The 19,120-nt window shown below is 73.2% G+C and carries 22 protein-coding genes; 7 read left to right on the top strand and 15 right to left on the bottom strand.

Going from position 1 to position 19,120, the window contains the following annotated elements; genetic code table 11:
• Positions 1–32 precede the first annotated feature (32 nt).
• The 9 genes from GRQ65_RS16145 to GRQ65_RS16105 all read right to left on the bottom strand — a co-directional run bounded on the left by GRQ65_RS16145 (position 33) and on the right by GRQ65_RS16105 (position 8,550).
• A complete protein-coding gene (locus GRQ65_RS16145; RefSeq protein ID WP_160879013.1) occupies positions 33–443 on the bottom strand; it encodes a nuclear transport factor 2 family protein in 411 nt (136 codons plus the stop codon).
• Positions 443–1,375: a GTPase Era gene (gene era / locus GRQ65_RS16140; protein WP_160879012.1), complete on the bottom strand. Its 933-nt coding sequence runs from the start codon at positions 1,373–1,375 to the stop codon at positions 443–445. The genes GRQ65_RS16145 and era overlap by 1 nt, the downstream gene beginning before the upstream one ends.
• On the bottom strand, positions 1,372–2,124 hold the full coding sequence (locus GRQ65_RS16135) for a siderophore-interacting protein (RefSeq protein WP_160879011.1): 753 nt from the start codon (positions 2,122–2,124) through the stop codon (positions 1,372–1,374). Before GRQ65_RS16135 ends, era begins: the two co-directional genes overlap by 4 nt.
• 223 nt (positions 2,125–2,347) lie before the next feature.
• Positions 2,348–3,640, bottom strand: a complete 1,293-nt coding sequence (locus GRQ65_RS16130) for a class I SAM-dependent methyltransferase (RefSeq protein ID WP_337191790.1) — start codon at positions 3,638–3,640, stop codon at positions 2,348–2,350.
• Complete coding sequence (locus tag GRQ65_RS16125) at positions 3,637–5,046, bottom strand: FAD-binding protein (protein ID WP_160879010.1); 1,410 nt, start codon at positions 5,044–5,046, stop codon at positions 3,637–3,639. The genes GRQ65_RS16130 and GRQ65_RS16125 overlap by 4 nt, the downstream gene beginning before the upstream one ends.
• Before the next feature lie 233 nt (positions 5,047–5,279).
• Complete coding sequence (locus GRQ65_RS16120; RefSeq protein ID WP_160879009.1) at positions 5,280–5,621, bottom strand: cytidine deaminase-like protein; 342 nt, start codon at positions 5,619–5,621, stop codon at positions 5,280–5,282.
• Positions 5,614–6,957 carry a CNNM domain-containing protein gene (locus tag GRQ65_RS16115; protein ID WP_160879008.1) on the bottom strand — a complete coding sequence of 448 codons (1,344 nt, stop codon included), beginning with the start codon at positions 6,955–6,957 and terminating at the stop codon, positions 5,614–5,616. Before GRQ65_RS16115 ends, GRQ65_RS16120 begins: the two co-directional genes overlap by 8 nt.
• Before the next feature lie 82 nt (positions 6,958–7,039).
• Entirely contained in the window at positions 7,040–7,501 is a 462-nt protein-coding gene (gene ybeY / locus GRQ65_RS16110; RefSeq protein ID WP_160879007.1) for an rRNA maturation RNase YbeY, read from the bottom strand.
• Entirely contained in the window at positions 7,498–8,550 is a 1,053-nt protein-coding gene (locus GRQ65_RS16105) for a PhoH family protein (RefSeq protein WP_160879006.1), read from the bottom strand. The genes ybeY and GRQ65_RS16105 overlap by 4 nt, the downstream gene beginning before the upstream one ends.
• A 153-nt stretch (positions 8,551–8,703) precedes the next feature.
• On the opposite strand from GRQ65_RS16105, the gene GRQ65_RS16100 reads away from it, so the two are divergent.
• Positions 8,704–8,979, top strand: a complete 276-nt coding sequence (locus GRQ65_RS16100) for a hypothetical protein (RefSeq protein WP_160879005.1) — start codon at positions 8,704–8,706, stop codon at positions 8,977–8,979.
• A 15-nt stretch (positions 8,980–8,994) separates the two neighbouring features.
• Here the strand turns inward: GRQ65_RS16100 and GRQ65_RS16095 are convergent, their stop codons facing one another.
• Complete coding sequence (locus tag GRQ65_RS16095) at positions 8,995–9,336, bottom strand: HIT domain-containing protein (protein WP_160879004.1); 342 nt, start codon at positions 9,334–9,336, stop codon at positions 8,995–8,997.
• Positions 9,337–9,425: 89 nt separating this feature from the next.
• On the opposite strand from GRQ65_RS16095, the gene GRQ65_RS16090 reads away from it, so the two are divergent.
• Together GRQ65_RS16090 and GRQ65_RS16085 are read left to right on the top strand one after the other, a co-directional pair.
• The gene (locus GRQ65_RS16090) at positions 9,426–10,364 is read left to right on the top strand and encodes a Gmad2 immunoglobulin-like domain-containing protein (RefSeq protein WP_160879003.1); all 939 of its coding nucleotides are present in this window, start codon (positions 9,426–9,428) and stop codon (positions 10,362–10,364) included.
• 10 nt (positions 10,365–10,374) lie between these two features.
• Positions 10,375–11,400, top strand: a complete 1,026-nt coding sequence (locus GRQ65_RS16085) for a DNA glycosylase AlkZ-like family protein (protein ID WP_160879002.1) — start codon at positions 10,375–10,377, stop codon at positions 11,398–11,400.
• Positions 11,401–11,422: 22 nt separating this feature from the next.
• On the opposite strand, the gene GRQ65_RS16080 is transcribed toward GRQ65_RS16085, so the two are convergent.
• The 3 genes from GRQ65_RS16080 to hrcA all read right to left on the bottom strand — a co-directional run bounded on the left by GRQ65_RS16080 (position 11,423) and on the right by hrcA (position 14,443).
• Positions 11,423–12,166: a 16S rRNA (uracil(1498)-N(3))-methyltransferase gene (locus GRQ65_RS16080; protein ID WP_160879001.1), complete on the bottom strand. Its 744-nt coding sequence runs from the start codon at positions 12,164–12,166 to the stop codon at positions 11,423–11,425.
• Positions 12,167–12,175: 9 nt separating this feature from the next.
• Positions 12,176–13,351 carry a molecular chaperone DnaJ gene (dnaJ, locus tag GRQ65_RS16075; RefSeq protein WP_160879000.1) on the bottom strand — a complete coding sequence of 392 codons (1,176 nt, stop codon included), beginning with the start codon at positions 13,349–13,351 and terminating at the stop codon, positions 12,176–12,178.
• A 72-nt stretch (positions 13,352–13,423) separates the two neighbouring features.
• Positions 13,424–14,443 (bottom strand): heat-inducible transcriptional repressor HrcA, encoded by a 1,020-nt coding sequence (hrcA, locus tag GRQ65_RS16070; protein WP_160879075.1) that lies wholly within the window; start codon positions 14,441–14,443, stop codon positions 13,424–13,426.
• Between the two features lie 153 nt (positions 14,444–14,596).
• On the opposite strand from hrcA, the gene GRQ65_RS16065 reads away from it, so the two are divergent.
• Genes GRQ65_RS16065 through GRQ65_RS16050 form a run of 4 tightly spaced genes read left to right on the top strand, consistent with a single transcriptional unit; the run spans position 14,597 to position 17,388 of the window.
• Positions 14,597–15,286, top strand: a complete 690-nt coding sequence (locus GRQ65_RS16065; protein ID WP_160878999.1) for a hypothetical protein — start codon at positions 14,597–14,599, stop codon at positions 15,284–15,286.
• Between the two features lie 26 nt (positions 15,287–15,312).
• Entirely contained in the window at positions 15,313–16,188 is an 876-nt protein-coding gene (locus GRQ65_RS16060) for an MBL fold metallo-hydrolase (RefSeq protein WP_160878998.1), read from the top strand.
• A 23-nt stretch (positions 16,189–16,211) separates the two neighbouring features.
• A complete protein-coding gene (locus GRQ65_RS16055) occupies positions 16,212–16,481 on the top strand; it encodes a hypothetical protein (RefSeq protein WP_160878997.1) in 270 nt (89 codons plus the stop codon).
• A gap of 58 nt (positions 16,482–16,539) precedes the next feature.
• Complete coding sequence (locus GRQ65_RS16050) at positions 16,540–17,388, top strand: DUF3097 domain-containing protein (RefSeq protein ID WP_160878996.1); 849 nt, start codon at positions 16,540–16,542, stop codon at positions 17,386–17,388.
• Between the two features lie 7 nt (positions 17,389–17,395).
• On the opposite strand, the gene GRQ65_RS16045 is transcribed toward GRQ65_RS16050, so the two are convergent.
• Positions 17,396–17,815 carry a TM2 domain-containing protein gene (locus GRQ65_RS16045; RefSeq protein ID WP_160878995.1) on the bottom strand — a complete coding sequence of 140 codons (420 nt, stop codon included), beginning with the start codon at positions 17,813–17,815 and terminating at the stop codon, positions 17,396–17,398.
• Positions 17,816–17,899: 84 nt separating this feature from the next.
• Positions 17,900–19,120, bottom strand: a complete 1,221-nt coding sequence (hemW, locus tag GRQ65_RS16040) for a radical SAM family heme chaperone HemW (protein WP_160878994.1) — start codon at positions 19,118–19,120, stop codon at positions 17,900–17,902.

Below are 19,120 nucleotides of genomic sequence, written 5' to 3'. Positions count from 1 at the left end.
GAAACCACGCTCTCTCGGACTCTGCGCAGAGCTCAGCGCTGCAACTGGGCCGCCATCTGAGCCATCAGCTCGTGAAGCGCCTTGACCGGCCGCACCATCACCGCGAACTCCGTGAGCCGGCCGTCGGTGCCCCAGGCCAGCATGTCCACACCGTGCACGGCCAGACCGTCGAGCTCGGCGCTGAACTCCAGGACGGCGGAGCCCTCGGCACACCACTGGCGGTGGTAGGCCAGCGTCGGTCCGAGGACGACGATCGCCGCGGAGAGGTACGCCGTGGTGAGGGCCTTGCCCTCCTGCGGCGTGTGCACGGCCGGCGAGCGGAAGACGCAGTCGTCGGCGAGCAGGTCGGCGAGCCCCGCGGGGTCGCGGGCCTCGGCGATCCGGTGCCAGGCGGCGACCGGCGCGGGCACCTGCGCCGTCTCCACCGTCTCGGGCTGGGCCATCAGAACCCCAGCTTGCGCAGCTGGCGGGGGTCGCGCTGCCAGTCCTTGGCGATCTTGACGTGCAGGTCGAGGTAGACCGGGGTGCCGAGCAGGGCCTCGATCTGGGTGCGGGCGCGCGTGCCGACCTGGCGCAGCCGGGCGCCCTTGTGGCCGATCACGATGCCCTTCTGGGAGTCGCGCTCGACGTAGAGGTTGGCGTGGATGTCGAGCAGCGGCTTGTCGGCCGGACGGTCGGGGCGCAGCCCCATCTCCTCGACCACCACGGCGATCGAGTGCGGCAGCTCGTCGCGCACGCCGTCGAGCGCGGCCTCGCGCACGAGCTCGGCGACCAGCGTCTCCTCCGGGGAGTCGGTGAGCTCGCCCTCGGGGTAGAGCGGCGGCCCCTCGGGCAGCAGTCCCACCAGCAGGTCGGAGAGCAGGGAGACCTGGTCGCCCGACTTCGCCGAGACCGGCACGATCTCCTGCCACTCGAAGCCGAGGTCGGCGCCGAGCGCCTGGATGTCGAGCAGGTGCTGACCGATCCGTTCGGGCTCGGCCAGGTCGGTCTTGGTGGCCACGGCGATCTTCGTCGTACGACGCACCTTGGCCAGCTCGGTGACGATGAACCGGTCACCGGGGCCGATCTTCTCGTTGCTCGGGAAGCACACCGCCACCACGTCGACCTCGGCCCACGTGGTCATCACGAGGTCGTTGAGGCGCTCGCCGAGCAGCGTGCGTGGCCGGTGCAGCCCGGGGGTGTCGACCAGCACCAGCTGGCCGTCGGGGCGGTGGACGATGCCGCGGATCGCGGAGCGGGTCGTCTGCGGCTTGTCGGAGGTGATCGCGACCTTGCTGCCGACGAGGGCGTTGGTCAGCGTGGACTTGCCGGCGTTGGGGCGCCCGACGAACGAGGCGAACCCCGAGCGGTGCGGCTGCTGCTCCTGGTCGCTCACGAGCGGGCCTCGTCGTAGCGCGCCCAGATCTGCTCGTCGCTGTGGCCCGCGGCCTTGCCCGCACGCCAGATCGGTCCCGGGTCGACCGCGCGCGGCTGGCGGCGCCCGGCGGCGCGCCAGTACCCCATCACGTCGTACGACGCCGCGGGCAGGCCCCGCACGCGCATCAGGTGGGTGCGGATCGCCCGCATCTGGGCCGACTCGCCGGCCATCCAGAAGTACCCCTCGCCCTCGGGCCACTCCAGGCCCTCGACCACCTCGGCGAGACCGGCGCCGTGCCCGTCGCGCCAGGTGACGGCCAGGTCGCTCGGCAGGTAGTCGGGCAGGTGGTCGGGCACCTCGGCCCACACCCGCGTCGGCAGGTCGGTGGTCTCGGCGATCCGGGCGATCGCCGGCAGCGCGGTGAGGTCACCGACGAGCATCAGCCACTGCGCGTCCGCCGGCGGCTCGAACGAGCCCTTCGGCTCGGTGATCGTCACCGTCGAGCCGGCGCAGTCGTCGCGCAGCACCCACTCGGTCACCAGGCCGGTCTCGTGCACGACCACGTCGAGCAGCAGCCGGCCGTCGGCGTACGAGCGGACGGTGTAGTAGCGGCTCTGGAACTGCCCCGGCACGACCAGCCCGACCCACTCGTCGGGCACCCCGGTCGAGACGAAGCCGTCCACGGCGAGCTCGAGGCGCACCAGGTGCGCCGAGAGCCGTTCCCTGCGCACCACGTGCGCGTCGTACGTGCGGGCCCGAGTGCTCATCGTGTCCACACTAGACCTGGTGGTCTCGAGACAGGACTTCGTCCTTCCTCACCCACAGAGATGCCCCGGTGGTTGAGGAGGTCGCGCTAGCGACCGTCTCGAAACCACCCGACCCCGACAGTGGTTTCGAGACAGGACTTCGTCCTTCCTCAACCAGCGGAACCCGCAGGACTTCGTCCTCCCTCGACCACCGGACGACGAGCCCACCCGGTATCGCCCGAGGTCAGACCCGCCACGTCGGCCGCAGCGGGTAGTCGCTGACGCCGTCGACGGTCTTGGTGGCGAGCACGTGGTGCAGCTGGGTGTCGTTGCGCTCGAAGCCGATGCGCGAGCCGGCCATGTAGAGCCCCCAGACCCGAGCGGTGCCCTCGCCGACCTCGGCGACGCAGGCGTCCCAGTTGTCGACGAGGTTCTGGCACCAGTGCTTCAGCGTGAGGGCGTAGTGCGGGCGGAGGTTCTCCTCGTGCTGCACCTCGAGGCCGGCGTCCTGGACGTCCGCGATGATCCGGCCCGAGCCGATCAGCTCGCCGTCGGGGAAGACGTAGCGGTCGAGGAAGGCGCCCGTCGGTCGGTAGACGTTGTCGTGGCGGGTGATGCAGTGGTTGAGCAGGCGCCCCTGGGGCTTGAGCCGGTCCTCGATGAAGGCGAAGTAGGCCGGGTAGTTCTTGACCCCGATGTGCTCGGTGAGCCCGATCGAGGAGATCGCGTCGAAGCCGGTCTCCTCCACGTGGCGGTAGTCCATGTGGCGCACCTCGGCGAGGTGGTCGAGCCCCTCCTCCTTGATCGCACGCTGGGCCCACGTCGCCTGCTCGCGCGAGAGGGTCACGCCGAGCGCGTGCACGCCGTACTCCCGCGCCGCGTGGCGCACCATGCCACCCCAGCCGCAGCCGAGGTCGAGCAGCCGCTGGCCGGGCTTCAGGTCCAGCTTGCGGGCGACGAGGTCGAACTTCTCGGCCTGCGCGTCCTCGAGGCTGGTCTCCGCCGTCGGGAAGACCGCGCAGGTGTAGGCCATCGACGGGCCCAGGACCATCTCGTAGAAGGCGTTGGAGACGTCGTAGTGGTAGTGGATCGCCTCGGCGTCGCGGCCCAGCGAGTGCCGCACGCCGTCGACGACGCGGCGCAGCCGCGACGGCGCCTCCTGCGGCGGCGGGGCGACCGGGCGCAGCCGGCTGAGACCCAGCGAGCGGACGATCCGCGCGACCTCGGCCGGGGTGGGGCGGCGGAACGACAGGTGCGACTGCACCAGCTTGAGCGCCTCGTAGGGGTCGCCGGGGTGCACGCCGTGCAGCTCGAGATCGCCGGCGACGTAGGCCCGGCCGAAGCCGAGGTCGCCGGGGGCGGTGAGCAGGTAGGTCAGGCCGCGCTCGGTCGCCAGGTGCAGGCGGTACGGCGAGTCCTCGGGGCCGCTCGCGCTGCCGTCGAAGGCGGTGAACCGCAGCGGCAGCGGGTGCGCCATCAGCAGGTTGAGCGCATCGGCGATCGAGAGCCTGTCGGAGGTCTGGGTGTGGGTGGTCACTGTCTGCGCACCGCCTTGTCGTAGAGGCTGAGGAACCGGTCCTCGGGGTCGAAGCGCCGCTTCACTGCGGCCAGGTGGGGACCGTCGTAGAGACGGTCGAAGGTCTCGCGGTCGTAGAACGCCTCGGAGTAGAGCGACTTGTGGCCGCCGAGCTCGGCGACCTTCGCCTCGATGGCGCGGTTGACCGGCGCGTCCGGGGCCTCGGGGCCGACGTGGACCGTGCCCCAGAAGCCGACGTTGACGTAGACCGCGCCCGGCTCGAGGGGGTACGCCGGCCACTGGGCGCCGGTGGAGGTGCCGGGGCTGACCAGCGGGCAGAGCCACACCGGTCGCATGCCGACCTCGGCGTCGAACCACGCCAGGAACTCCGGCAGCGCCGCCAGCGGCACCTCGACGTCCTGGATCACCATCTCGCGCTGGGGCTTGCCCTGGCGCCGGTCGAGCCAGTCCGTGAACCCGGTGCGCTGGTTGAGCCCGACGAGGCGGTGGTAGACGTCGCTGCGCCGCCAGCGCCGCGGCCACAGCCGGCGGACGCGCGGGTCCTGCACCCCGAACGCACCCGAGCACCAGAACCAGTCGGTGTCCCAGCGCCAGAGGTAGTCGTAGGTGGTCAGCAGGTCGGTCTCTCGCTGCTGGATCGAGCGGTAGTAGACGTCCATCCCGGTGTAGTCGCTCGGGCTGGTCGGCCGGGCCGGGCGGTCGCCGGCGGTCGGCGGCTCGTCGGCCGACTCGGTCGCCACCCACCGCGCGAGCGTCAGGTAGAGCTCGCCCGGCTCGAACGCCGTGCCGTCGAGACCGTCGACCTGCAGGCCGTCGTAGGAGCGGGTCTCGACGATCTCGTCGACGGTCTTGGCCAGCAGCTCGGCGTCGTCGAAGCGGACGTGGCGCAGCTCGACGTGGCTGGGCACCGCCTCGAGCCGGATCTGCAGGCGCGTGGCGTAGCCCAGCGAGCCGTAGCTGTTGGGGAAGGCGTCGAACAGCTCGTCCCCCGGGCGGGTCGTGACGACCTCGCCGGCACCGGTGAAGACGTCCATCTCGAGCACCGACTCGTGCGGCAGTCCGCTGCGGAAGCTCGTCGACTCGATGCCCAGCCCGGTCACGGCCCCGCCGAGCGTGATCGTGCGCAGCTGCGGCACGACGAGCGGGATCAGGCCGTGCGGCAGCGTCGCGTCGACCAGCGCCTCGTAGGTGCACATGCCCTGGACCTGCGCGGTGCGCCCGGCCACGTCGATCTCGATCACGCCGTCGAGGCCGCTGACGTCGAGGCCCTTGCCCTGGGCCTTGACGCGGGGCCGGAAGAGGTTGGAGGTGCGCTTGGCCAGGCGCACCGGAGCGCCGGCCGGGATCTCGTCGTACGACGCCCGGAGCCGCGCCACGGCGGCCTCGTGCTGTTGCCAGCCCTTCACCCGTCGCACGTTACTCCCGAGTCGCCTCGCGGTTCCGTCGGGTCGTCCGGGGTCACCTGGCTGTGGGCCGGGTCACACGCCAGTCACGGTGGTCGACGAGGTTGCGCCGCAACCGTCTCGGAACCACGCGACCACACGAGTGGTTTCGAGACAGGACTCCGTCCTTCCTCAACCACCGCTGTCGGTGGTCGAGGAGGCGCGCCGGCGCCGCCTCGAAACCACCCTGCGACAGCTCAGGTGGTGAGCGTCGCGCCGATCGTGCCGCGGGGGTCGCCGACGTGGACGGGGAGGCCGGCGCCGCCGAGGTCGCGGACGGCGTCGACGTCGGCGCCGGCCGGCTCGGACGCCTCGGTGAGCACCACTGCCGCCTCGAGGCCGCGCGAGCCGCTGGCGACGGCCATCGCGACGCAGACACCGAGCGCGGAGACCTGCAGCGACGGCAGGTCGACCGTGGCGGCGGCGTAGGTGCGGCCGTCGGCGTCGCGGACGGCGGCGCCCTCGGCGGCACCGGTCCGGGCGCGGGTGGCGCGGGCGAGGGTGACGAGCTTCTGGTCCTCGGTGGACAGGTCAGTCACGGGTGGCCTCCTGGCTCGGGGTGTCGGCGGCGGACGCCACGCTCGGGGTCTCGTCGGTCGAGGGGTCCGGGTCGACGGGGGTGATGCGCACGGTGCCGACCTTGTTGCGGCGACCGGTGGTGTCCTCGGCGGTGAAGCGCAACCCGTGCGCCACGACCTGCGAGCCCGGGATCGGGACGAGACCGAGGTGCTTGGCCATCAGCCCGCCCACGGAGTCGACGTCGTCCTCCTCGACGACCGAGCCGAACAGGTCCACGAGGTCGTCGACCGGGTAGCGGGTCGAGACCCGCACGGTCCCGCCGTCGAGGTGCTCGACGAGGACCTCCTCCTCGTCGTACTCGTCGGTGATCTCGCCGACGATCTCCTCCAGCACGTCCTCGATCGTGACCAGGCCCGCGGTTCCGCCGTACTCGTCGACGACGACGGCGATGTGCTGACGGCGCGCCTGGAGCTCGGTCAGCAGCGCGTCGACGGGCTTGGACTCGGGCACCCAGTGCACGGGGCGCATGACCTCGTCGATGCGCTGGGTGAGCTCGACGTCGGGCTGCTCGAAGTCGCGGCGGATGACGTCCTTGAGGTAGGCGATGCCGACGATGTGGTCGAGGTTGTCGTCGATGACGGGCAGCCGGGAGAACCCGGAGCGCAGGAAGAGCGACATCGCCTGGCGGAGGTTCTTGTGGCGCTCGACGAAGACCACGTCGTTGCGCGGCACCATCACCTCGCGGGTCGTGGTGTCGCCGAGCTCGAAGACCGAGTGGATCATCTTGCGCTCGCCGGCCTCGATCAGCGCGGAGGCCTCAGCGATGTCGACGAGCTCGCGCAGCTCGGTCTCGGTGGAGAACGGGCCCTCGCGGAACCCCTTGCCGGGGGTCAGCGCGTTGCCGAGCAGGATCAGCAGCCGCGGGATCGGCCCGAGCACGCGCGTCACCGCGGTGATCGGCCCGGCCGCGCTGAGCGCGATCCGCTCGGCGTGCTGGCGACCGACGGTGCGCGGCGCGACGCCGACCACGACGAACGACACGACGAGCATCACGCCGATCGTCACGAGGGCGCTGAGCGCCCACGAGTCGTCGAAGATCCGCATCATCTCGCGGGTCACGATCACGATCGCCGAGATCTCGCACAGGAGCCGCAGCAGGATCGTGGTGTTGAGGTACGGCGCCGGCTCGGCCAGCAGGGCGACCAGCCCGCGGGCCCCGGGACGGGCCTCGGCCTGCAGCTCCTCGGCGCGGGCGCGGGAGAACGACGTCAGCGCGGCGTCGGCGGCGGAGAAGGCACCGCCCAGCACGACGAGCGCGCCCGCCGAGACGAGCGCGGTGATCGAGGGGCCGCTCACACCGGCCCGTTCACTGGGCGGCTCACTGGGCGGCTCACCGGGCGGCTCACCGGGCGGCTCACTGGGCGGCTCACTGGGCGGCTCACTGGGGGGCGGGCGCGGAGCGCCAGGCGGCGAGGAGCTCGTCCTGCAGCCCGAACATCTCCTTGTGCTCCTCCGGCTCGGCGTGGTCGTAGCCGAGCAGGTGCAGGATGCCGTGGACGGTGAGGAGCTCGAGCTCGGCCTCGGTGCTGTGGCCGGCGGTGACCGCCTGCCTCTCGGCGATGGTCGGGCACAGCATCAGGTCGCCGAGGATGCCCTCCTCGGGCTCCTCGTTGACCAGTCCGGGCCGCAGCTCGTCCATGGGGAAGGCGAGCACGTCGGTGGGCCCGGTGCCCTCCATCCACTTCTCGTTGAGACCGGTCATCGTGTCCTCGTCGACGGCCTTGATGCACAGCTCGGCCATCGGGTGCACGCGCATCCGGTCCATGACGAAGCGGCTCAGCCGCGTGAGGCCTTGGACGTCGAGCGTCGCCCCGGACTCGTTGAGGACCTCGATGCTCACGGGCGCCGCTCCCCCGGTCGCGGCGAGGCGGCCCGGGCGTCGAAGGTGTCGTAGGCCGCCACGATCTTGCCGACGAGCCGGTGGCGCACGACGTCCTGCGCGGAGAGCCGGTTGAACGACAGGTCCTCGACCCCGTCGAGGATCTCCTCGACGACGCGCAGCCCGGACTTGGTGCCGCCCGGCAGGTCGACCTGGGTCACGTCGCCGGTGACGACGATCTTGGAGCCGAAGCCGAGGCGGGTGAGGAACATCTTCATCTGCTCGGGCGTGGTGTTCTGCGCCTCGTCGAGGATGATGAAGGAGTCGTTGAGGGTGCGTCCGCGCATGTAGGCGAGCGGCGCGACCTCGATGGTGCCGGCGGCCAGCAGCTTGGGGATCGTCTCGGGGTCGATCATGTCGTGCAGCGCGTCGTACAACGGGCGCAGGTAGGGGTCGATCTTCTCCGAGAGCGTGCCGGGCAGGAAGCCGAGCCGCTCGCCGGCCTCGACCGCCGGCCGGGTCAGGATGATCCGGTTGACGTTCTTCGACTGCAGCGCCTGGACGGCCTTGGCCATCGCGAGGTAGGTCTTGCCGGTGCCGGCGGGCCCGATGCCGAAGGTGATCGTGTGCTTGTCGATCGCGTCGACGTAGCGCTTCTGGTTGAGCGTCTTGGGCCGGATCGAGCGGCCGCGGTTGCTCAGGATGTTGAGCGAGAGCACGTCGGCGGGCCGCTCGGTGGTCTCGGCCCGCAGCATCGACAGCACCCGCTCGACCGTCTCGCCCGTGACGCCCTGACCCGTGCGGATGATGGTCACGAGCTCGTCGAGGAGCCGCTCGACGAGCGCGATCTCGGCCGGCTGGCCCTCGACGGTGATCCGGTTGCCGCGCACGTGCACGTCGGCGTCGAAGGCCCGCTCGATGAGGCCCAGGTGCTCGTCGCCCGGCCCGAGGAGGCTGACCATGTTGATGCTGTTGGGCACCGAGACGGTGTGCTTGACGGTGGGCTTCGGCTGGGAGGCCGAGCCGTCCGTGCTGGCCGTCGTCGGCGTCGCGGGTGTCGCGTCTGTCATCTGAGCCCGGAGGGCGACCGATCTGTGAGGAGCTGGAGCCCCTCCATGCTACTGACCGCCGCGACGAGCGCCCAACGACTTGTGGACAGGACCCGGGTCACGGGTGGGTCGTGGGTGGTCCGCGGCTCCTGCCCCGCGGCGTAGGGTCACCCCATGCCGCACGGCGACCACGGGTCCGACGCCGACTTCGACGAGGAGTACGGCGACGAGGACACGCCGCCGTCGTGGTTCCCGGGTGGGCACCTGCCGCCCGACGCGGTGCGGATGGGGCTGACCCACCACGTCCCCGACGGCGCGCTGCTCGACTTCGCCGGCAAGCTCGACGGCAGCAAGCCGCTGCACCGGTTCACCGCCTGGATGCTGCTCGTGGTGTTCGGGATGCCGGTCGTCTTCGCGGTGCTGCGGATCCTGCAGGGGCTGACCGGCTGACCTGATGACCGAGGCTCAGCCCGGCGGCCAGCCGAGGTCGCGCCCGCCGAGCACGTGCAGGTGGGTGTGGAACACCGTCTGGCCCGCGCCGGCGCCGGTGTTGAAGACCAGCCGGTAGTCGTCGGGGTGGCCCTCCGCCGTGGCGACCGCGGCGGCGGTCGTGACCAGCTCGGCGGAGGCGACGGGGTCGCCCGCCGCGAGCTCGGCGGCGTTGGCGAAGTGCTGGCGCGGCACGACCAGCACGTGCGTCGGCGCCTGCGGGTTCAGGTCGCGGAAGGCGACCGTGCGCTCGGTGGTGTGCACGACGTCGGCGGGGATCTCGCCGGCGACGATCTTGCAGAACAGGCAGTCGTCCACGTCCGCGATCGTGCCACAGCCCCGACACGCGAGCCCGCGCAGAGCTCTCAGATCCCACGAGTCACACGCGTCACAGCGACAATGGCTCCATGAGCACCCGTACGACGCACCGCTCCCGCCTCGCCGGACTGATCACCGCGAGCGTCGTCGCCGGCGCCGCGCTGAGCGCGTGCGGCACCGAGGACACCGCCGCGGACCCCGAGGACGGGGCGAGCAGCAGCGCACCGACCTCGCCCGCGACGTCCGCCGCGCCGAGCGGGACCGCGACGTCCGACCCGTCGCCCAGCGAGTCGGGCGGCACGGCGGACACCGTCGCGGTGCCGGCGTACTTCGTCGGCGACACCCCGCTGGGTCAGCGCCTGTTCCGGGAGTTCCGCGACGTCCCGGCCGGCTCGCCCGTCAACGAGGCGCTCGCCCTCATCACCTCCGGCGACGCCCTCGACCCCGACTACACCACGCTCCTGCCGACCGGCACGCTCTCCGCGGCCGCGCAGAGCACGACCATCGACGTCGCCCTGCCCGACGCGAGCTGGGCCCAGGCCCCCGCCGGCACCAGCACCGAGCAGGCGACCCTCGCCGTGCAGCAGGTCGTCCACACCGTGCAGGGCGCCCTGCAGCAGCAGCTGCCGGTCACCTTCACCCTCGACGGGGCGCCCAGCCCGGTGCTCGGCCTGACCGCACCCGACGGCGGGTTCACCCCCGGCGAGTTCACCGACGTGCTCGCCCTGGTCAACGTCACCGACCCCGCCGAGGGTGCCACCGTGAACGGGTCGTTCACCGCCTCCGGCGTCGCGTCGTCGTTCGAGGGCACGGTGCCGTGGGAGCTGCGCGACGCCTCCGGCACCGCGGTCGTCGACGGGTCCGCCCAGGCCGACGGGTGGCTCGACGCGTTGTACCCGTGGGAGGCCACCGTCGACCTGACCGGCGTCGCGCCCGGCACCTACACGTTCGTCGCCCTGACCGACGACCCGTCGGGCGGCGAGGGCGGCGGTCCGACCGAGGACACCCGGACCGTCACCGTCCAGTGAGGCGACTCGGGTGCGACTGAGCGCGCGGCGGCTCAACCGCACGCTGCTCGCGCGCCAGCACCTGCTGCAACGCACGCCGCACGACCCGGCTGCGGTGGTGCACCACCTCGGCGGGCTGCAGGCGCAGGAGACGTTGCCGCCGTACCTCTCCCTGGCCGCCCGCATCGAGGACTTCGACCCGTACGCCGTCACCGCGGGGCTCGAGGACGCCTCCCTGGTGCGGCTCGGGACGCTCCGCGGCACCCTGCACCTGCACACCGCCGACGACGCGCTGGTCCTGCGCCCGTGGCTCCAGCCGTCGCTCGAGAGACAGCTGGCGCGGCGGGTCGGCGTACCGATGACCGAGGTGTGGGCCGCAGCCGAGGAGGTGCTGGCCGACGGACCGGTCGAGCAGCGCGACCTCACCGAGCAGCTGGCCGCTCGGCTCGGCGCCCCGGCCGCGGACCTCGGCGTGGTGGCCCGCACGACGATGCCGTTGGTGCAGCTGCCCCCGCGCGGCACGTGGCGCGGCAGCGGCGGCATCGTCCTCGAGCACCTCGAGCGCTGGACGGGTCACCCCCTCGAGGGCGTGAGTGCGGAGGAAGCGGTGCGGCGCTACCTGCGCGCGTTCGGGCCGGCGACCGCGGCCGACGTCTCGGTGTGGTCCGGGGTCACGGGGCTGCGGCCGGTGATGACCCGGATGGACGACCTGGTGCGCCACGAGGACGAGCTCGGCGCGACGCTGTTCGACGTCCCCGACGGGGTCCTCGCCGAGGGCGACGAGCACGCGCCCGTGCGCCTGCTCGGCACCTACGACGAGCTCTGGCTCGCCCACGCCCAGCGTGACCGCGTCACCACGACCGGGAGCCGCGGCAACTGGCAGGGCGCCAACGGCGCGGTCGCGCACACGGTCTTCGTCGACGGCTGGCTCAACGGTCTGTGGCGCGTGGTCGACGGTCGCGTCAGCGTCGTGCAGCTGTTCCGCGACCTCACCCCGCCCGAGCGTGACGAGCTCGAGGAGGAGACCGCCCGGGTCGACGCACTGCTCGCGCGCTGACCCTGACCTGCACCGGGGCCGGTCAGCCCCAGCGGCCGGTCCGGGAAAGGACGGCACTCGCCGCGGCGAGACCGGCGGTGGAGGTGCGCAGCACCTCGGTGCCGAGCCGCACGCTGCGGGCACCGGCGGCCTCGAACGCCGCCAGCTCCTCCGGCGCGAGACCGCCCTCGGGGCCGACGACGAGCACGACGCGCTCCGGCACCCCGCCGTCGAGCGCCTCGGCCAAGGACGCGGTGGCCTCCTCGTGGAGCACCAGAGCGAGCGGCGCGGCGGCGAGGTGGGCGGTGACCTGGTCGGTCGAGGCCAGCTCGTCGACCTGCGGGTGCCAGGCGCGGCGGGCCTGCTTGGCCGCCTCGCGGGCGGTCGCGCGCCACTTGGCGAGCGACTTGGCCGCCCGCTCTCCGCGCCAGACGGCGACCGAGCGGGCGGCCGCCCACGGCACGACCCTCGCCACCCCGATCTCGGTCAGCACCTCGACAGCGAGCTCCCCGCGGTCGCCCTTGGGCAGAGCCTGGACGACCTCGAGGACCGGGGACGGCTCGGGGGTCCCCTCGAGCTCCAGCACCGTGGCGACCAGGCGCTGCTTGCCGGTGGCCGCGACCTCGCAGCGCGCCCAGGCGCCGGCACCGTCGGTCAGCACGAGCTCCTCGCCGACCGCGATCCGGCGTACGGCGACCGCGTGGTGGGCCTCCGCGCCCTCGACGACCACCTCGGATCCGGCGGCGGCCCCGGCCAGGGTCGGGACGAGGTGGACGTGCGAGGTCACCGAGCCGCCCTAGTGGAACGCGTCGCGCAGCCGGCCGAACGCCGACTTCTTGCCCGGGCGCACCCGACCGGTCGGCTGCTCCTCGGCGCGCAGCTCGGCGAGCTCGCGCAGCAGCTCCTCCTGGCGCGCGTCGAGCCGGGTGGGGGTCTCGACCGCGATGCTGACGATCAGGTCGCCGCGGCCGCCCCGCAGGCCGGGCACACCGCGCCCGCGGAGCACCTGCTCCGTGCCCGACTGCGTGCCCGCCGGCACCTCGAGCTGGAAGGACCGCTCGAGGTCGGTGGTCGCCTCCTCCGCCGAGACGACGTCCGCCTCGAGGGTCGGCAGCTCGAAGCTGGTGCCGAGCGCCGCCGCGGTCATCGGGACGGTGACCGTGCAGTGCAGGTCGTCGCCGTGGCGGGTGAAGGTCTCGTGCTTGGCGACGTGGATCTCGACGTACAGGTCACCGGCGGGGCCGCCGCCGGGGCCGACCTCGCCCTCGTCGGCGAGCTGCACCCGGGTGCCGGTGTCGACGCCCGCGGGGATCTTGATGGTGAGCGTGCGACGCGAGCGCACCCGGCCGTCGCCGCCGCACTCGCGGCAGGGGTCGGGGATGGTCGTGCCGAAGCCGCGGCACGCCGCGCACGGGCGCAGCGTGCGGATCTCGCCGAGGAAGGAGCGCTGCACCTGCGCGACCTCGCCGGCACCGCGGCAGGTCTCGCAGACCTGCGGGTGGGTGCCGGGGGCGGTGCCCTCGCCGGTGCAGGTGCCGCAGACGACCGCGGTGTCGACCTTGAGCTCGCGCGAGACGCCGAACGCCGCCTCGGCCAGCTCGACCTCGAGCCGGATCAGCGCGTCCTGGCCGCGGCGCTGGCGCGGGCGCGGGCCGCGTCCCTGGCCCGAGCCGCCGGCCTGCCCGCCGAAGAAGGCGTCCATGATGTCGGTGAAGGAGAAGCCCGCACCCTGTCCGAAGCCCCCGGCGCCGCCCTGGCCGAACGGGTCCCCGCCGCGGTCGTACGCCGCGCGCTTCTGCGGGTCGCTGAGCACCTCGTAGGCGCGCCCGACCTCCTGGAACTGCGCGTTGGCCTCCGGGTCGGGGTTGACGTCGGGGTGCAGCTTGCGCGCGGCCTTGCGGTAGGCCTTCTTGATCGTCTCGGCATCCGCGTCACGGCTGACGCCGAGGAGGCCGTACAGGTCCTGGCTCATGGTTCCTCTCGGGAGGTGCAGGGTGGAGCGAGGGTGGTGCGAAGTCGTGCGGGGGCGTCCGGGAGCCGGCGATCAGCCCTCGTCGAGGATGCGGGAGACGTAGCGGGCCACGGCACGCACCGCAGCCATCGTGCCCGGGTAGTCCATGCGGGTCGGTCCCACGATGCCGAGCATGGCGACCGCCTCGTCGCGCGGGCCGTAGCCGGTGGTCACGACGCTGGTGGAGGACAGCTGCTCGTAGGGGCCCTCGGCGCCGATGCGCACCGTGACCCCGCCGCCGCTCGAGCCGGTGGCCTCGCCGAGCAGCTTGAGCAGGACGACGTGCTCCTCGATCGCCTCGAGCAGCGGACGCACGGCGGAGTCGAAGCTGTCGCCGTAGCGCGCGAGGTTGGCCGCTCCCCCGACCACGATCCGCTCGCTCGAGCGCTCGTCGACCATCGCCTCGACCAGCACGTCGACGACCCTGGCGACGTCGTCCCCGTCGACCGGGGGCACCGCCGCGCGCAGCTGGTCGACGGCCGTGGCGATGATCTGGCCGACGGCCGCGCCGAGCACCCGCGCGCGCAGGTCGGCGAGCACCTCGTCGGTGAGTTCGGAGCCGAGCTCGACGACGCGCTGCTCGACCCGGCCCGTGCTCAGGATCAGCACCACCAGCAGTCGGGTGGGCGCCAGGGCGACCAGCTCGACGTGGCGCACCGTCGAGCGCGACAGGGTGGGGTACTGCACCATCGCCACCTGGCGCGTGAGCTGGGAGAGCACGCGCACGGACCGAGAGACGACGTCGTCGAGGTCCACAGCCCCGTCGAGGAACGTAGCGATCGCCTTGCGCTCGGCCGCGCTCATCGGCTTGACCGTGCTCAGCCGGTCGACGAAGAGCCGGTAGCCCTTGTCGGTGGGCACCCGACCGGCGCTGGTGTGGGGCTGGGTGATGTAGCCCTCGTCCTCGAGCGCGGCCATGTCGTTGCGCACGGTCGCGGGCGACACGCCCAGCCCGTGGCGCTCGACCAGGGCCTTGGAGCCGACCGGCTCCTCGGTCGCGACGTAGTCCTCGACGATCGCCCGGAGCACGGCCAGACGGCGCTCCTCCTGCACGTCCCACCTCCCGCGGTCCCGCAGCCCTGGCACTCACCCGAGCCGAGTGCCAATGCTACTCGCGTCCAGTCGTCGGGCCACCCCCGACGAGCCGCGCGCCCTCACCCGGCCGGCTCTTGCGACGTCACTTAGGTTTGCCTTACCTTGGTCGGCGTGACCACCTGCACCGCCGACGACCTCGAGCTGGCCCGCAGCATCCTCGCCTGTCCCGCGGAGGTGGAGCTCGTCGTCGACGGACACCCCCACGTCGGCGCCGACTCCCGCCTCGGCCTGCGCGACGACGCCGGCACCCCGACGTTCTGGTGCCGTCCCGGCTCGCTGATGGCGCAGGCCGCCGCCGAGGGCAGCAGCGCCCTGGTCACCTTCGCGAGCGGCGTCGGCCCGGCGGGCTCGCCCGAACGCCGCGCCACGCTCACCGTGGCCGGGCGGCTCAGCAGCCGCGACACCGCGGCCTGCGCCTGCTGCGGCGAGCTGCGCCTCGACGTCGGCCTCGACCTCGACTTCGTGGTGCTGCAGCGCGACGGGGCACAGGTTCGCGTGCCGCTCCGCGCGTTCCGCTCCCCCGATCTCGTGCTCAACCGCGGCTACCTCCAGCGCTCGATGGAGCACGCCAACGACTGCCACCGCGAGGACCTCGCGCAGGTCGTCGCGCGGACCACCGGCACCCCGGTCGAGCAGCTGCTCGACGTCTCGCTCACCGACCTCACCGCCCACGGCGCCGAGCTCGGCTGGATCGACACCCGCGGCGCGCACCGCACCAGCCTGTGGTTCTCACGCCCCGCACGCACCGCGGAGGAGCTCGGGCTGCTGCTGCGCCACGAGCTGCACGCCGGCATCTGCTGAGCGGGCTTGCGCCTTAGTGTGGCCGGGTGCCGTTCACCGCGCCGTTCGTCGAGGTCGCCGACAGGGTCTGGGTCGCGCGTCACGCGTGGTTCGACGTCAACGTCTCGGTGGTCGGCGGCGAGGCGGGGCTGCTCGTGGTCGACACCCACGCCTCGGACCTCGCGGCCCGAGGCGTGGTCGAGGAGGTCCGCGCACTGGGGGCCGGGACCGTGGTCGGGATCGTCAACACCCACGAGCACTTCGACCACACCTTCGGCAACGGCGCCTTCCGCACGGCGTACGGCGCCGTGCCGATCCACGCCCACGAGGCGGCCGCCGAGGCCACCGTGCCGGCGGGGCGGCGCATCCAGGCGCTCTACGACGAGCCCGACAACGCCGACGACCCGCACCGCGCCGAGGTGCAGGCGACCGAGATCGTGCCCGCCGACCACACCTTCTCCAGCGTGACCACGCTCGACCTGGGCGACCGGGCCGTCGAGCTGGTCCACCCCGGGCGCGCCCACACCTCGGGCGACCTCGTGGCGCGGGTGCCCGACGCCGACGTGGTGCTGGCCGGCGACCTCGTCGAGCAGTCCGAGCGCGGCGACGTGCCCGGGTTCGGCCCCGACTGCTGGCCGATGGAGTGGCCGCTCGCGCTCGACCTGGTGATCGGGCTGCTCACCACCTCCTCGGTGGTCGTGCCCGGGCACGGGCGCCCCGTCGACCGTGACTTCGTCGAGCAGCAGCGCAACGAGATCGGCATCGTCGCCGAGACGATCCGCGACCTCGCCTCGCGCGGCGTACCGGTGGGCGAGGCGCTGGGCGCCGCCGAGTGGCCGTTCCCCGCCGAGCACCTGGCGGACGCCGTACGACGCGGCTACGAGCACCTGCCCCGCAGCCAGAAGCGGCTGCCGCTCGTCTGAGACGGGTGGGGTACCTCACGTCCATGAGCGAGAACGCTGCCGAGAGCCCCGCCGACCACGCCGACGAGCCCACCCCCGGCGAGGTCGACGACTCCGTCCTGCCCGAGGACGTCCGCCCCGGCGAGGACAACCCGCTGGCCGAGGGCCTCGACGACGCCGAGACGGCGGGCGACCTCGCCCCCGGCGAGCTGCTGGAGGAGGGCAAGACGCCTGACCAGTGGGACGGCGACGAGGCTCCCAGCGACGACACCAGCGACGACACCGGCGGCCAGGAGCAGTCCGGGACGGAGTAGCCCGCGCGGCGGCGTGTGCTGCCGGGGGCTGTCGGCGGCGCTGCCTAGGGTCGTGGCCATGGCTGATCGCTACGGGGCCGACGTCCTCTCGACCGACTGGCGCGCGCCCAAGCGCGGGCGCGCCGTCGAGGCACCCGCCGAGCTCGGCGCGGTCGTCGAGGAGGTCACCGCCGACTGGGTCGGCGAGATCGTGGCCGTCGAGCGCGACCTGCACACGGTGACGCTGGAGGACCGCCGCGGGCGACGGCGCACCTTCCCGCTCGGGCCGGGGTTCCTGCTCGAGGGCAAGCCGGTCATCCTCGTCGCGCCGACGCGCACCACCGCGCCCGCGAAGCCGACCCGCACCGCGTCCGGCTCCATCGCCGTCCACGACGTCCGGGCGCGGGTCGCCCGCGCGAGCCGGATCTACGTCGAGGGCCGCCACGACGCCGAGCTCGTCGAGCGGGTGTGGGGCGAGGACCTGCGCATCGAGGGTGTCGTCGTGGAGTACCTCGGCGGCGTCGACGACCTCGCCGGCCACCTGCGCGACTTCTCCCCCGGCCCCGGTCGGCGGGTCGGCGTGCTGGTCGACCACCTGGTCGCCGGCTCCAAGGAGAGCCGGATCGCCGACGAGATCGCCCGCTCGCCCCTAGGCGAGCACGTGCTCGTCGTCGGGCACCCGTTCGTCGACGTCTGGCAGGCGGTCAAGCCCGACCGCCTCGGCCTCGCCGCCTGGCCCACGATCCCCCGCTCGGTCGAGTGGAAGAAGGGCGTCTGCGCCCACCTCGGATGGCCCCACGCGACGCAGACCGACATCGCCCGCGCCTGGCAGCAGATCCTCAGCCGCGTCTCGTCGTACGGCGACCTCGAGCCCGCCCTGCTCGGGCGGGTCGAGGAGCTCATCGACTTCGTGTGCGCCGAGGAGTGAGCCGACCTCAGCTGCGGAGCACGTAGCCGCGGGCGTCCTTGCTGTCGGTGACGAGCATGATGATGCCGTCGATGATCGGCCACAGGCTGCCGATGCCGCAGGTCACCAGCGTCACGATCAGCTGGATGACGCCCAGCCTGGTGTCGCCGATGTAGAACCGGCCGATGCCGAACGGCAGCAGGATCTGCAGGATGCCGGCGATGATCTTGGACTTGTCGGAGTACGGGATGCCCGTGCCCGGGTGGATGCCGTACGGCGCGCCCGGTGCCGCGCCGTAGGGCGCACCGGCCACGGGCGCGCCGTAGGGCACCTGGCCGGGCGCGGGCGGCGGCGGGGGCGGCGGCGGGACCGAGCCGTAGGGCTGGGTCGGCTCGGGCTGCTGTCCGGGCTGGTGCTCGGGTCGGGACTCGTCGGGACCGGTGGTCATGGCCCCACCCTAGGCAGCGGAGGGCCCCGATCGGCGCTCTCTCAGGGAAGGGTCGGGGTCGGGTCCAGGGAGGGCCAGGGAGTCTCAGGGAAGCAGGTCGCGGACCACTCCGTCGGCCAGCAGCCGGCCGCGGTCGGTGAGCACCAGCCGGTTGCCGACCACGTCGACGAGACCGCGGTCGACCTGCTCGGGCACCGCCGAGCGGCCGACCTCGTCGAGCACCGAGAGGGGCAGTCCGTCGCGCAGCCGCAGCTCGAGCAGGACGCGCTCGACGCGCCGGTCCTCGGGCTCGAGCAGCTCGCGCTCGTGGGCGGGGCTGAGCCCGCCCGCGATCCGCTCGGCGTACGCCGCGGGGTGGCGGACGTTCCACCAGCGGACGCCGCCGACGTGGCTGTGCGCGCCGGGGCCGACACCCCACCAGTCGGCGCCGGTCCAGTAGAGGACGTTGTGGCGGCACTGCGACCCGGGGCGGGCCCAGTTCGACACCTCGTACCACCCGAGCCCGGCGGCCGTGAGCCGCTCGTCGGCGACGGCGTACTTGTCGGCGAGGTCGTCCTCGTCGGGCATCGGCAGCTCGCCGCGACGGACCCGGCGGGCGAGCGCCGTGCCGTCCTCGACGATGAGGGAGTACGCCGAGACGTGGTCGGGCTCGCAGGCCAGCGCCGCGTCGAGCGAGGTCTCCCAGTCGGCGGTGCTCTCGCCCGGTGTGCCGTAGATGAGGTCGAGGCTGACCTGGTCGAAGCCCGCATCGCGCGCCCAGGCCACCGCCTGGGGCACCCGCTCGGGGTCGTGGGTGCGGTCGAGGACGGCGAGCACCCGCGGCACCGCCGACTGCATGCCGAAGGAGATGCGGGTGAACCCCGCCTCGCGCAGCGTCTCGAGCCCGGCGAGCGTGACGCTGTCGGGGTTGGCCTCGGTGGTCACCTCCGCGCCGGGTACCAGGCCGAGCTCGTCGTCGACCGCGCGGAGCACCGAGGCGAGGTCGTCAGGGGCGAGCAGGGTCGGGGTGCCGCCGCCCACGAACACCGTCTCGACCGGCACCGGCCCGCCCAGCACCTCGCGGGCCAGGGCGACCTCCCGCACCGCCGCGTCGGCGTACGTCGCGCGCGAAGCGCCCGGCACACCTCCGGCGGTGCCGAGGTCGGCGACGGTGTAGGTGTTGAAGTCGCAGTAGCCGCACCGGACCGTGCAGAACGGGACGTGGACGTAGACCCCGAACGGGCGCTCCCCCAACTCGGCCAGGGCGGGCGCCGGGAGGCTCCCGTCGGACGGCGCGGGGACGCCGACAGGTGGGGCGGAGGGCAC

This window comes from Nocardioides flavescens, assembly GCF_009823805.1.
GTDB classification, from domain to species: domain Bacteria; phylum Actinomycetota; class Actinomycetes; order Propionibacteriales; family Nocardioidaceae; genus Nocardioides; species Nocardioides flavescens.
Note: the sequence above shows the minus strand (reverse complement) of the source record. Positions and strands in the feature narration are given on the sequence as shown.

What these genes read in the sequence shown, in the direction of transcription:
- GRQ65_RS16145 (WP_160879013.1), bottom strand. Translation starts at nt 443, where the DNA reads ATGGCCCAGCCCGAGACGGTGGAGACGGCGCAGGTGCCCGCGCCGGTC.
- GRQ65_RS16135 (WP_160879011.1), bottom strand. Translation starts at nt 2,124, where the DNA reads ATGAGCACTCGGGCCCGCACGTACGACGCGCACGTGGTGCGCAGGGAA.
- GRQ65_RS16105 (WP_160879006.1), bottom strand. Translation starts at nt 8,550, where the DNA reads ATGACAGACGCGACACCCGCGACGCCGACGACGGCCAGCACGGACGGC.
- GRQ65_RS16100 (WP_160879005.1), top strand. Translation starts at nt 8,704, where the DNA reads ATGCCGCACGGCGACCACGGGTCCGACGCCGACTTCGACGAGGAGTAC.
- GRQ65_RS16090 (WP_160879003.1), top strand. Translation starts at nt 9,426, where the DNA reads ATGAGCACCCGTACGACGCACCGCTCCCGCCTCGCCGGACTGATCACC.
- dnaJ (WP_160879000.1), bottom strand. Translation starts at nt 13,351, where the DNA reads ATGAGCCAGGACCTGTACGGCCTCCTCGGCGTCAGCCGTGACGCGGAT.
- GRQ65_RS16055 (WP_160878997.1), top strand. Translation starts at nt 16,212, where the DNA reads ATGAGCGAGAACGCTGCCGAGAGCCCCGCCGACCACGCCGACGAGCCC.
- GRQ65_RS16050 (WP_160878996.1), top strand. Translation starts at nt 16,540, where the DNA reads ATGGCTGATCGCTACGGGGCCGACGTCCTCTCGACCGACTGGCGCGCG.
- GRQ65_RS16045 (WP_160878995.1), bottom strand. Translation starts at nt 17,815, where the DNA reads ATGACCACCGGTCCCGACGAGTCCCGACCCGAGCACCAGCCCGGACAG.